Here is a 12,446-nt window from a genome sequence, read left to right on the forward strand (position 1 = left end):
AAAACATCTGTCACGCCGGATACGGCGACGCCTTCTCTTGACCCCAAACAGACGCCAGCCGCTGACCTGAGCAGCTGGGTGGCCTATCGCCGCCTGCTGGGTTATGTGCGCCCTTACTGGTTTGTGTTTTTGCTGAGTGTGCTGGGCTATGCCATCTATGCGGCTTCCAGTACCGCCTTTGCCCATGTGATGAAACTCTTGGTGGATTCAATCCAAGAAGGCATGGATGAAAAGCGCCTGTTCTTTCCACTGTTGGTCGTGGGCATTTTTGCGCTGCGTGGTCTAGGGACTTTTATGGGCACCTATTTTATGGCCCATGTGGCGCGTCAGCTGGTCCACTTTATGCGCCTTGATCTGTTTAAGCGCTTTTTAGTCTTACCGGCGCGCTTTTATGATCAGAATTCCTCTGGGCATCTGGTCTCGCGGCTGACCTTTAATGTTGAACAGGTCACCGGTGCGGCCACCAATGCGATTACCGTCGTGGTGCGCGAAGGCTTATTTGTCATTGGCCTGATGGGCTATCTGCTGTGGGTGAACTGGAAGCTGGCCTTGGTTTTTGTTGCTGTTGCGCCGTTGATTGGTATTGTGGTGCGCTTTGCCAGCCAACGTTTTCGCAAAATCAGCCGTCGGATTCAAAATTCGATGGGCGATGTGACCCATGTGGCTTCAGAAGCCATTAGCGGCTATCGCGTGGTGCGCAGCTTTGGCGGTACTGATTTTGAATATCAGCGCTTTTTAGACGCCAGTGAATATAACCGTCGTCAGGCGATGAAGATGGCACTCACCAAGGCGATCAACACGCCTGTGGTGCAGCTCTTGGTGGCCGGTGCGCTGGGTGTGCTGGTTTGGCTGGCACTTTCGCCTGATCTCATGGGTGAGATGACGCCAGGTGAGTTTATCGCGTTTCTGACTGCCGCCTCTTTGATGGCCAAACCCTTGCGCCAATTGACAGAAATCAACAATACCGTGCAGCGCGGACTCGCAGCGGCGCAGGATGTTTTTCAGTATATTGATCTGCCCGCTGAGCCGGATCTTGGCCAGCAGCAGCTAGGTCGTGCTCAGGGCGAGCTGGAGTTTCGTGATGTCAGCTTTCGCTATGGTGCCGATCAGCCTCTGGCGCTGAAATCTGTCAGCTTGCATGCCAAGCCGGGCGAGATGATTGCGCTGGTTGGGCGCTCAGGAAGTGGCAAGTCCACGCTGGCGAGTTTGATTCCACGCTTTTATGAAATCGAGCAGGGCCAGATTTTGCTGGATGGTATTCCAACGCAGGAGCTGACACTGAGCAGCCTGCGCGCACAAATTGCCTTGGTGAATCAGCAGGTCACCCTGTTTAATGCCAGTCTGGCGGAGAACATTGCCTATGGTATTGCCCATCCTGACCCGGCCAAAATTCGTGCCGCCGCTGAAGCCGCCTATGTGAGCGAGTTTGCCGATCAACTGCCGCAAGGGCTAGAAACGCTCGTCGGCGATAACGGTGTTTTGCTTTCGGGCGGCCAGCGCCAGCGTATTGCCATCGCGCGGGCGATTATGAAGGATGCGCCGATCCTGATTCTGGATGAGGCAACTTCGGCACTGGATACTGAATCAGAGCGCTATATTCAGCGTGCACTGGAGCATGTGATGCAAGGTCGTACCACTTTTGTGATTGCGCATCGCCTATCGACCATCGAAAAGGCCGATCGTATTCTGGTGGTGGCCGAGGGGCAGATCGTCGAAGCCGGCACCCATGCCGAGCTGTTGGCCTTGAAAGGCCATTATGCGCAGCTGCACCAGATGCAGTTCCATGAACCCATCACTGCCCAATCCTGATGTCATTTTTTCGTCGGGCCATCGAGCGCCAATGGTATCAAGACCGACCCAGCTGGTTGCTGGGTCTGCGCCCCTTGGAGGCCTTATATCGCGCTGTGGTGGCGCGTCGTAGGCAGGGTTATCAGCAGCAGCTCGAACGGGTGCAGCATCCAGGGGTCCCGGTGATCGTGGTCGGTAATCTGACCGTCGGGGGCAGTGGTAAGTCTCCGGTGGTGGCGGCGCTGGCGCAGTTTTTTCAGCAGCAGGGTTGGCGACCGGGTATTGTCAGCCGAGGCTATGGCGGACAAGCCCCTCACTACCCTTACTTAGTCAGTGCGGACACCACGGCTGCGCAGGTGGGGGATGAGCCACAAATGCTATTTGAGCAGCTGGCGCTGCCTGTGGCTGTTGCGCCTGATCGTGCGGCAGCAGCCCGCTTACTGGTGGAGCAGGGGTGTGATCTGCTGCTGGCTGATGATGGTTTACAGCACTGGGCACTAGGCCGTGATCTTGAGCTGGTGGTGATTGATGGTCAGCGAGGTTTTGGCAATCAGCATTGTTTGCCTGTTGGTCCCTTGCGTGAGCCCTTGACGCGTTTAGCTCAGGTGGATGCGCTACTGGTGCAAGGTGCGCCCAGTGAAGATTTGGGCAGGTTGCTTGAACCAGTGCCTGTTACGGCTTGGTCCTATGGCTTAAAGACGCTTGGCTGGCGACGAGGCGATGGCCATTGGCAGTACAACTGTCCTTTTGCTGCTGGGCAGGCGGTGCAAGCTCTGGCAGGCATAGGTCATCCACAGCGTTTTTTTGATCAGTTGCAAGCACTGGGCCTTCAGGTGAGTGGCTATCCGCTGGCCGACCATGCCGTGATGGATGCCAATACTCTAGGCCGTTTATCTGCAGCGCCCTTGCCTTGGGTGATGACTGCCAAGGATGCTGTCAAGCTTCGACCTTGGCTGAATGAGCAGCATTGGGTGCAAGAGGTTTGTGCCGATCTTCCTAAAGAATTTCTATATCAGCTGCACCTTCAAGTGCAGCAACTTAAAGAGGAAAAGTATCATGGATAAGCAGCTGCTGGCTTTACTCGTCTGTCCTGTTTCTCATGCACCACTGCACTATGATGCCGCTGCTCAGGAGCTGATCTGCACCGCGAGTGGTCTGGCCTATCCGATACGTGATGGGATTCCGGTCATGCTGGAAGATGAAGCCCGCCCACTGAGTGCGGATGAGCGTCTGGGTAAAAAAGAGGCTGACTAACATGGCCTTTACCGTGATTATTCCCGCGCGCTATGCCTCAAGCCGCTTGCCAGGTAAGCCCTTGTTAGATCTGGCGGGCAAGACCATGCTGGAGCATGTCTGGCATCAAGCCTGTGCCAGTGAGGCGCAGCGCGTGGTGATTGCCACTGATGACACCCGTGTGCAAGAAGTGGCACAAGGCTTTGGCGCTCAGGTGGTGATGACCCGTGCCGAGCATCCCAGTGGAACTGATCGCTTGCAAGAAGCCGCTGCCTTGCTGGGTCTTTCTAGTCATGAGGTGGTGGTCAATGTGCAGGGCGATGAGCCCCTGATTCCGCCCGAGCTGATCAATCAAGTGGCGGCGAATCTGGCGCAGCATCCTCAGGCCAGTATGGCCACCTTGAGTGAACCCATCACACAGGTGCGCGATCTGCTGAATCCCAATCTGGTCAAGCTGGTCACCAATCAGCAGCAGTATGCACTCTATTTTAGCCGTAGCCCTTTGCCCTGGGCACGCGACCACTTCACTGCGCCTCTTGCATTGAGCGATCAGCCCTTGCCAGAATCCTGCCTCGGTCAGTTTCAGCGTCATATCGGCCTCTATGCCTATCGCGTGGCGCTGCTTGATGCCTATGTCACCTGGCCGATTGCGCCGCTTGAAGCCATCGAGCAGCTAGAACAGCTACGTGTTTTGTGGCAGGGGCATCAGATTCATGTGGCACCAGCCTGCACTCAGCACCCAGCAGGGATCGATACGCAGGAGGATTATCAGCGGGTCGTTGCTTATCTTCTTGAGCGTCAGGCCTCAGCGTCATCTTGCTCCAGCCAGTCTTAAAGGAAAAACCATGCCGAAGGTGTTGTTTGTGTGTTTAGGGAATATCTGTCGCTCACCAGCTGCCGAGGCGGTCTTTCGTCAACAGGTTGTTGCAGCCGGTTTGGTGGATCAGATCGAGATCGATTCAGCGGGCACCAGTGACTGGCATCTGGGTAAGGCACCAGATCAGCGGATGCAGGCGATCGCTGAACAGCGCGGTTATGATCTGAGCGGCTTGCGTGCACGCCAGATCACCGCCGAGGATCTGGATCACTATGATCTGATTCTGGTGATGGATAAAAAGAACCAAGCCGATGTGGAAGTTCTGGCAACGGAGTTAGAGCAGCTAGAAAAGATTCGTCTGCTGCTGAGTTTCAATCCTGGTGCGATCCAAGAAGTGCCAGATCCCTACTATGGTGAGGCCGCCGATTTTCATCAGGTGATCGATCTGGTCGAAAGTGCCAATCAGCGTCTTTTGGTTCATCTGCGCCAGCGTTTTGCGCTTTAGGAATCGGCTGTGAAGCATTCTTTTTTTGAAGCACAGGCGGATTTACAGCCCCACAATAGTTTGCAGCTGCCCTGCATCGCTTCTTGGTGTTGTGAGGCAGAAGACGAAGGGGACGTGCTGGAGACCTGTGCGCTGGCGCGTCGCTATGGGCTTCCCTTATTGGCCTTAGGCGGGGGCAGTAACCTGCTTTTGCCACCGCGCTTGGAGGCCGTGGTGCTCAGGCAAAAAGCTCAGCCACTGGACTGGCCTGATCCTCTGCCACAAGATCTCACACTGCGCGTTTCGGCTGGTTATTCTTGGACAGCGCTGGTCGAAGACACCACCCAGCGTGGCTACTATGGCCTCGAAAATCTGGCCTTGATCCCAGGGCAAGCCGGGGCCGCGCCGATTCAGAATATTGGTGCCTATGGCCGTGAAATCAAAGAGGTGCTGGTGGGTGTGGAAGGCTACTGGGTGGACAGCCAACAGCGCGATTGGATTCCAGCGCAGGATTGCGCTTTTGCCTATCGTATGAGCCGCTTTAAGCAGGATTGGCGGCAGCGTTTTATCATCACCCATGTGCACATCCAACTCACCCAGCAGGGTGAGTTGAACTTGGATTATGCTGATTTACGCGCTCGCTTTAGCACTCGTCCTGAAAGTGATCAGCCTCTGCCGTGGCAGCTGGCGCAGATCATCAGCCAGATTCGCCGTGAAAAACTGCCTGATCCCTTGCAACTCCCCAATGCTGGCAGCTTCTTTAAAAATCCTGTGGTGTCGATCGAGCAGGCCGAACAACTGCGTCAGCTTTGGCCGCAGCTGCCGGTTTATCCTGTCAATGCGCAGCAGGTGAAGTTGGCGGCAGGATGGTTGATCGATCAATCGGGTCTCAAGGGCTGGCGGCAAGGGGCTTTTGCTGTGCATCAGCAGCAGGCACTTGTTCTTGTGCATCATGGTGGTGGGAGTTTAGAAGAGCTATTGGCTTTTGCCTCTCAGATTCAGCAGCGTGTGGCCGAGCGTTTTGCGGTCCATTTAGAAAGAGAGCCAGACTCGGCCTTGAGTCTTTGTCAGGCGCACTGAAGCGGGCCAAAGCTGTGATGGATTTGGCAAACTCAGCACAAGCCAAGCGCAAAGCGAGGCCGCTGGCTTGACTTATCTGCACTGAGTCGTAAGAATTCTTGCGATTCCTACCTGCCTTTGTCAGGTTGCCACTGAAAAGGATTGCCTGTGAAAAAGTCTCTGTCTGTTGCTTGTCTGAGTTTAGGGCTGCTGTGGCCTGTTGCGGCGTTAACGACTGATTTTAATCAATTTCGCCAACAGCAGCAGCAGGCGTTTGGTCAGTTTACCCAGGATTTTGATCAGGCTTTCGCTGCTTATCAGCAGGCGTTTGCTACAGCCTTTGCTGCTTATCAGGAAGAGTTGCGCACCCAATGGCGTGAGCCGCTGATTTCGGATCAGCATCGCTGGATCGAATATTCGGCCGATCAACGTAGCCGCAGCGTGGTGGATTTTGAAGCCAACCAAGTGACGATAGAAGTCGAGCCTGAGGCAGGTCAATCAGGTGTTGAAGCGGCTATGGCGCTATTGGTTGATGTGCTGGAACGCCCAGTTGAAGAGGCCTATGCACGTGATGAAGTTACGCAGCGCGCGGTCCAAGCTGCCCAGTTGCCGCAGGAATCTCTGGGTGCTTCTGGCCGTCAACGCGTTCTGGAAGGTGTGGAGCCAGAGCATGCAGAGGCGATGTTGAACCAAGCCCAGGTGCAGCGCACGACTCAACCAGCGGCCACAGGCGGCACGCGTGAAGTAGTGGTATTAACTGTGCCTTTACCTGAGGCTAGAACTAGCCAGCGTGCGCGTGAATTTATGCCATTGATCGAGCGCTATGCGCGTGAATACCAGCTAGAACCAGCGCTAATGCTGGCGATCATGCACAGCGAGAGCAGCTTTAACCCGATGGCACGCTCGCATATTCCGGCTTTTGGCTTGATGCAAATCGTGCCTCAATCGGCAGGAAGAGACGTGAGCCAAGAGCTCTATGGTCAGCAGCGTGTGTTTAGCCCCTCTTATCTTTACAACGCAGAAAACAATATTCGTGCTGGTGCGATCTACCTGAATATTCTCAATACGCGTTATTTGCGCCATATCGAGCATCCTGAAAGCCGAATGTATGCAGTGATTGCGGCCTATAATACTGGGGCTGGCAATGTGGCACGGACCTTTACCGGTGGCCCGCGTAGCGTTCCCCAAGCGGCGCGTGTGATCAATGCTATGCCGCCACAAGAGGTGTATCAGCAGCTCAGCCGTCAGCTGCCTTATCAAGAGACGCGTGATTATCTGGATAAGGTCACTTCACGGACGCTGGCTTACCGTCAATTTAATTAATCTGTGATCACAGTTGATTGTGATCTTAAAAAAACCAAGGAGTCATCATGAAATCGAAGATCTTTGCTGCTTCAGCGCTCGCTGCTTCACTGGTTCTAGTCGGCTGTGCCGGTACGCCCCAGCAGCAGCAACCCAACCTGCCAAGCTGGATTATGGCCCCAGAAGCGCAAGATGGATTGGCTGCGACAGGCTGTGTGACGGCATCAGGCAATATGAATATTGACGGTAGCCGTGCTGATCTGGCTGCACGCCAGCAGTTAGCTACAACGGTCGGTGCAAGATTGCAGTCTCTAACAGAAGGTTATCAGCGTGCGAATCAAACGCAGGAAGATGGCCTTACAACTGGTGAAAACTTCGAACAGGTTGCGCGCCAACTTGTTGACGAACGTTTGGTCGGCACCCGCCGTGCCCAGGCTGGCTATTACACCGTTAACGGTCAGAACCAATTCTGCTCGATGGTCGTGATGGGCCAGCAGAGTGTGACAGATCTGCTGGCAGCGGCTGCGCAAGCGGTGGGTGCCGAGCCTGAGGTATTTACTTCATCGCAAATGCGTGAACAGTTTATGCATGGTCGTGCTACTGATCGCATGAATGAACAGTTGCGCAATAATAACCGCTAAGCTAGGCGGATGTATCGAATAGGGCCATCTGGCCCTATTTTTTTGACTGGTATGAGGAAAAAGGATGAAGCCACAGCAAGAGCAGCTCAACTGGATGCAGGTGGAGAGTCACTATGGTGCGCTGTTGCTGCTGGTCAGTGCCAAGGGCTTGGTTCGCTGTGAGCCAGCGCTTTGCGCGGAGGCTTTTGTGCTGCGTCACCAGCAGGCTGGGCGTTCGCTTCAGCGGGCATCTGAGGTCCTGCGTCTGGCTTGGCAAGATCAGATCCAGCAGGCCTTGCATCCGACAGGCCGGCTTCCTCAGCTGGATGTGCAAGGCACGGCTTTTCAACAACAGGTTTGGCTGGCTTTACGCTGGATTCCTTATGGACAGACCTGGAGTTATAGCCAACTGGCCGAGGCGCTTGGACGGCCCAAGGCAGTGCGTGCAGTGGCTTCGGCCTGTGGTGCCAACCCCATCAGTTTGCTATTGCCTTGCCATCGCGTGGTGGCCAAAGATGGCGGGTTGGGCGGCTATCATTGGGGCACAGACTTGAAAGCCAGATTTCTTCAGTTAGAAGCCTTGCCCCCATCGGCTGCGTGATCTCTGCTCTTTTCCTTGGCTGACGGCTTGTGCATAGAAGAGCAGCCTGCCAGTGGATGAACACCCTGCTGCTTGATGCGAGCTTGCAAAAAATGCGCCTTATCAACGATCAACAGAAGAACTGAGCCATGTCGAACACAAAGAACCCTGCTATTCCTGTCCATATCGTGACCGGCTTTTTAGGTGTTGGAAAAACCACCTTGTTGAACCACTGCCTTGCACAAAAACCTGAGCAGGAGCGTTGGGCGGTGGTCGTCAATGAGTTTGGTCAGATCGGTGTTGATGCGCAGTTGATCGACGCCAGTGAAGGGGTGCAGGTCAAGGAATTACCCGGAGGCTGCCTTTGCTGCAGTCTGGGCCTGACTCTGTCGGTGACGCTGGTCAATCTGTTGCAAAAATTTCGTCCTGATCGTCTATTTATTGAGCCAACAGGCTTGGGTCATCCTGCTGGGGTGATCGATCTGCTGCGCAGTGAGCAGTTTGCTGAGGTGCTGAGCTTACAGCCAGTGATCACGCTCCTTGATCCGCGCCAATTGGATGATCCACGTGTGCTGGCGCATGAGGTGTTTCAGGATCAGATCGCGCTCGCGGATTTACTGGTATTGAATAAAATCGATCTCGCTACACCGGCTCAGCGACAGCAAGCCCAAGAGCGAGCCGCTGCTTTTTTTCCACCTAAGCTGGCGGTGATCGAGATAGAGCAGGGGCGTCTGCCAGATTGGGCCTTAGCCGCACCGCAAGACTGGCAGGCCCCCGCCGCTTCTCTTCCGCGTCCGGCAACTCATCGCATGGCCAGCTCTCCGGTATTGCCTTTTCTGGCACTGCCTCAACCGGGTCAGCCGGTTGAGCTTTTACATCAGGCTGAGGGCGTCTTATCGCTTGGCTGGGTGCTGCATCATCAGGATGCGGTGGATGAAGATGCCTTTTATCAGTGGATTTTAGAGCTGAGTGCAGAACTCGGTGCGGCCTTGCTGCGTCTGAAAGCAGTGGTGCGTACGGGACGCCGCCGCTGGGTGAGTTTTAATCAGGTGGGGGGTGAGCTGGTGGTGCAATCCGTGACCCATCGCCGTGATGGGCGTATTGAGCTACTGAGTACACAAGCGCTTGAGGCTGCCCCCTTAACGGAGCGCTTACGTGGGTTCTTATCAACACCTACCGCGCCAAGTTTATTTGATGCGGATTAGCGGCACAAAAAAGCCGCCAAACTGCGGCGGCTCAAGGGGAGAAACAGGGGGAATTAGAGGGCAGCAATGGCCTCAGCAGCCTGACGCAGACCAGCCTCACGATGCTCAGGCATATTCAGGCCAGCCGCACGGATTAGATGCACTTCTTCAATACCGATAAAGCCCAGCAAGACACGCAGGTAGCTTTCCTGGTGCTCCATCGCTGCCGCTGCGCCTTCGGAGTAGATACCACCCTGAGCAGAAGCAATAAAGGCCTTCTTGCCTTTGAGGAGCCCTTCTGGACCTTCTGCAGTGTACTGGAAGGTGCGCCCAGCTTGAGTGATGCGATCTATCCAGGCTTTGAGCTGTGTGGGCAGGCTGAAATTGTACAAGGGTGCGCCGATCACCAAGACATCAGCGGCAAAAATTTCTTCCAGCAGGGTTTCGGTGAGTGCCAGTTCTTGCTGTTGACGTGGGCTGCGCTCGGCTTCTGCTGTGGCGCTGGCGGTCAGAATTTCCGCGTCCAGATGGGCCACTGGCTGTGCAATCAAATCACGATAGATGACTTCAGCTTGAGGGTGTTGCTGCTGTAACTGCGCCACAATTTTCTGTGTCAAATCACGGCTGACCGATTGACCTGCGAATAAACCACTATCCAGTTGTAAAATTTTCATGCTAGAGAACCCCTTATCGATGGCGCCTTCAGGAGGCGAGGTGGGTGAAGATATTGATCATTCTAGGTGGCTGGGTGAAAAAAGATAAGTGGGCTAAAATGAGAAGCACTGTCCCATTAGTGGAACAATCATGAAAGACTTAACCAATATGGCTTTATTTGCTCAGGTAGTTGAGCAAGGCAGCTTTAGCCAGGCTGCACGCCTTTTAGGCATACCCAAGTCTACCCTGAGCCGCCGCATTGCCCAGTTGGAAGAAGAGCAGGGGGTGCGTCTGCTCCAGCGTTCCACCAGGCGCTTGGCGCTGACTGAAATCGGGCGTGAGTTTCTGGTGCCTTGCCGGACGATTTTGGCCGCAGCGCAGGCCGCAGATGAGCTGACCCAAGAGGTTCAGGCGGTGCCGCGTGGTCGGGTGCGTGTCAGCTGCCCCTATGCGATCAGTCAGAATATGCTGGTGAAGCTGATTCCTGAGTTTATGCAGCTCTATCCTGAGGTGGTGGTCGATCTGCTGGTCACCAATCAGCCGATTCATCTGCTTGAAGCTCAGGTGGATATTGCCCTGCGTGTGCGTGCCAGTGTGGAGGATTCTAGCCTGATCGTGCGCTCACTCGCGCCTTCGGTACAGCGCCTGTATGCCCATCCGGATTACATCGCGCAGCAAGGTCTGCCTCAGCATCCGGTGGATTTGATGACCTGGGCCAGCCTCTCGATGCCCTATTCAAGTGGACGCTATGTCTATCAGCTGACATCAAGCCTGAATGGTGAAGTGGTGAACCTGAGCTATCAGCCGCGTTTGATGGCTGATGATTTATGGCTGTTGCGTGAATCTGCGGCCCAGGGCTTGGGGCTTGCGGCCCTGCCAGAAGAGCTGTGCCAAGCCGAGGTTGAACAGGGGCGGTTGCAAGAAGTGCTGCCCAACTGGCAGCTGCCGGTGAGTCATCTGCATCTGGTGTACACCCATCGTCGTGGTTTACTGCCTGCTGTTCGCGTGTTAATTGATTTTCTTGTTGAGCGTTTGCCCAATACTGCCAGGTTTTAATCTTTTGCCAGCCACAAGGAGTCGAGCAAGATGCCATCGCAACATTATTTAACGCTGGTACGCCACGCCAAATCCAGCTGGAAAGACGATCAGCTGGCCGATATCGACCGTCCATTGAATAAGCGTGGCCGTGGTGATTTACCGGGATTGAGCGCGCGCCTGACGCAAAAAATCACCCCGCCTGATCTGATTTTACTCAGCCCAGCACGTCGTACCCGCGCGACAGCGGAGCCCTTGTGTGCGGCTTGGCCGCAGGTGGAAGTGCGTTTGACGCCAGAAATCTATGAGGCGAGTTTGGCGCAGCTCTTGGCTTTGGTTGTGCCTCAGCTGGCCGTGACGCGCCATTTGATGCTGATCGGTCATAATCCTGGATTGGCCGAGCTGGCGCAGTGGATGACAGGCCATCCGGTCGACTACTTTCCAACAGCCGCTTGGATACAGCTGGGTTGGCCAGCTGAGCAGCCGCTTCTCTCTGGCTGCGCACAGCGCTTGCTGTTTGATTATCCCAAGCTGCATCGTTCGAGTCTCTGAACCCGCCCGCTGGGGTGATCTTTTGTTAAGGCAGCAGTGGGCGCTCTTGTGTATTAGGAAACCTCTGACTAACTACTGTGCTTGGTGATGCTGCGTTAAAATTGGCCTCAAAATGCTCATTTACTCCGTGTAAACTCCGCTTTTTCGATCAATTTTGCCTTGCCTGACCTGCGCTCGTGACGTTGATCAGAGGTTCCTTAGCAAAAGGTTTGAGATAGCTGCGCACCTGGCTGGCCAGCCAGTTGGCGACCTGTCCTTGCCCTTGGCCACGAATATTCAGTCGATAATAAGCCTGCCAAGTCACGGCGTCTGGGGCACGCAGCTGTCTGAGGCGCTCTTCCTTCAAGGCTTGGGCGATAACGGGCAGTGGGAGGCGTCCCCAGCCAGTGCCCTCCAAGATGGCATCGCGCATCAGTTCAAATTGCGTCATGGCAAGATAATTGGCACTCACTGCCTGTTCTGGCACCAGTTCATCTTCTTCCATAAAAGCCATCGTAATTTGGGTATGGACCTCTAAGTCCTCATGGCGTACCAGAGGCAAGCGGCATAGTGGATGATCTGGCGCGCTGACAATCAGTTGGCGCAGGCTGCCCAGCTCCTGAAAGTGCAGCTGCTCATAATCCTGTTCCAGATAACGGCTGGTTAAGCCAAAGGCCAGATCTACCGCTTGGGTTTCGACCAGATCAGCCAGCTCCTGAGGCGGAGCCAGATAGACGGCAACGCCAGTCAGCGGAAAGCGCTTTTTCAGCTCGCGGATGGTCGCGCGCCAAAAGGCTTCTGGCAGCGCATCATCACGGGCCAGACGCAGGGCCACCTCGACCCCTTGGCGCTCTTGCTCGCAGCGCGCAGCAATCTGGCGATAGGTTTGCAGATAGCGCAGGCAATCAGGTTGGATCGCCCAAGCCAAGGGCGTGGGGTAGAGCTCCTTGCCAGTACGCTCAAAGAGCTGGGCATCCAGCTCATCTTCTAGCGCGCTGAGGGCAGTGCTCACGGTGGTTCGGCTGCGGTTAAGGCGACGAGCTGCCGCCGCGATGGAGCCTTCGTCCAAGACAGTCAGCAGAATTTCAGCTTGATTAGGGCGCATGATGACTCAAGGTAAGTGAGACTAGTGACGGAAAAATCGTCGCTTAGCGTTTTG

General features: G+C 55.1%; 14 protein-coding genes. 12 read left to right on the top strand and 2 right to left on the bottom strand.

What is annotated here, in order from left to right; genetic code table 11:
• The first annotated feature begins 66 nt into the window (after window positions 1-66).
• From msbA to V6U78_RS02735, 10 genes are all read left to right on the top strand, one after another.
• Entirely contained in the window at window positions 67-1,809 is a 1,743-nt protein-coding gene (gene msbA / locus V6U78_RS02690) for a lipid A export permease/ATP-binding protein MsbA (protein WP_405337082.1), read from the top strand.
• The gene (gene lpxK, locus V6U78_RS02695; protein ID WP_405336924.1) at window positions 1,809-2,852 is read left to right on the top strand and encodes a tetraacyldisaccharide 4'-kinase; all 1,044 of its coding nucleotides are present in this window, start codon (window positions 1,809-1,811) and stop codon (window positions 2,850-2,852) included. The genes msbA and lpxK overlap by 1 nt, the downstream gene beginning before the upstream one ends.
• Window positions 2,845-3,042, top strand: a complete 198-nt coding sequence (locus V6U78_RS02700) for a Trm112 family protein (RefSeq protein ID WP_405336926.1) — start codon at window positions 2,845-2,847, stop codon at window positions 3,040-3,042. The genes lpxK and V6U78_RS02700 overlap by 8 nt, the downstream gene beginning before the upstream one ends.
• Before the next feature lies 1 nt (window position 3,043).
• Window positions 3,044-3,856: a 3-deoxy-manno-octulosonate cytidylyltransferase gene (kdsB, locus tag V6U78_RS02705; RefSeq protein ID WP_405336928.1), complete on the top strand. Its 813-nt coding sequence runs from the start codon at window positions 3,044-3,046 to the stop codon at window positions 3,854-3,856.
• A gap of 10 nt (window positions 3,857-3,866) precedes the next feature.
• The gene (locus V6U78_RS02710) at window positions 3,867-4,343 is read left to right on the top strand and encodes a low molecular weight protein-tyrosine-phosphatase (protein WP_405336930.1); all 477 of its coding nucleotides are present in this window, start codon (window positions 3,867-3,869) and stop codon (window positions 4,341-4,343) included.
• 9 nt (window positions 4,344-4,352) lie between these two features.
• Entirely contained in the window at window positions 4,353-5,402 is a 1,050-nt protein-coding gene (gene murB, locus V6U78_RS02715; RefSeq protein ID WP_405336932.1) for a UDP-N-acetylmuramate dehydrogenase, read from the top strand.
• Window positions 5,403-5,549: 147 nt separating this feature from the next.
• Window positions 5,550-6,704, top strand: coding sequence for a transglycosylase SLT domain-containing protein (locus V6U78_RS02720; protein WP_405336934.1), 1,155 nt, complete (start codon window positions 5,550-5,552; stop codon window positions 6,702-6,704).
• Between the two features lie 47 nt (window positions 6,705-6,751).
• The gene (locus V6U78_RS02725) at window positions 6,752-7,324 is read left to right on the top strand and encodes a hypothetical protein (protein ID WP_405336936.1); all 573 of its coding nucleotides are present in this window, start codon (window positions 6,752-6,754) and stop codon (window positions 7,322-7,324) included.
• Window positions 7,325-7,388: 64 nt separating this feature from the next.
• Window positions 7,389-7,904, top strand: coding sequence for a methylated-DNA--[protein]-cysteine S-methyltransferase (locus V6U78_RS02730; protein ID WP_405336938.1), 516 nt, complete (start codon window positions 7,389-7,391; stop codon window positions 7,902-7,904).
• A gap of 128 nt (window positions 7,905-8,032) precedes the next feature.
• On the top strand, window positions 8,033-9,088 hold the full coding sequence (locus V6U78_RS02735) for a CobW family GTP-binding protein (protein ID WP_405336940.1): 1,056 nt from the start codon (window positions 8,033-8,035) through the stop codon (window positions 9,086-9,088).
• A 53-nt stretch (window positions 9,089-9,141) separates the two neighbouring features.
• Here the strand turns inward: V6U78_RS02735 and V6U78_RS02740 are convergent, their stop codons facing one another.
• Entirely contained in the window at window positions 9,142-9,741 is a 600-nt protein-coding gene (locus V6U78_RS02740; protein WP_405336942.1) for an FMN-dependent NADH-azoreductase, read from the bottom strand.
• A 130-nt stretch (window positions 9,742-9,871) separates the two neighbouring features.
• Here V6U78_RS02740 and V6U78_RS02745 point away from each other — a divergent pair, with 130 nt between their 5' ends.
• Window positions 9,872-10,777: a LysR family transcriptional regulator gene (locus tag V6U78_RS02745; protein WP_405336944.1), complete on the top strand. Its 906-nt coding sequence runs from the start codon at window positions 9,872-9,874 to the stop codon at window positions 10,775-10,777.
• A 30-nt stretch (window positions 10,778-10,807) separates the two neighbouring features.
• The gene (locus V6U78_RS02750) at window positions 10,808-11,308 is read left to right on the top strand and encodes a SixA phosphatase family protein (RefSeq protein WP_405336946.1); all 501 of its coding nucleotides are present in this window, start codon (window positions 10,808-10,810) and stop codon (window positions 11,306-11,308) included.
• 148 nt (window positions 11,309-11,456) lie between these two features.
• On the opposite strand, the gene V6U78_RS02755 is transcribed toward V6U78_RS02750, so the two are convergent.
• Complete coding sequence (locus V6U78_RS02755; protein WP_405336948.1) at window positions 11,457-12,392, bottom strand: LysR family transcriptional regulator; 936 nt, start codon at window positions 12,390-12,392, stop codon at window positions 11,457-11,459.
• Between the last annotated feature and the right edge of the window lie 54 nt (window positions 12,393-12,446).

It is taken from the genome of Marinospirillum alkalitolerans, from assembly GCF_045055655.1.
In the GTDB taxonomy this organism is placed as follows: domain Bacteria; phylum Pseudomonadota; class Gammaproteobacteria; order Pseudomonadales; family Halomonadaceae; genus Marinospirillum; species Marinospirillum alkalitolerans.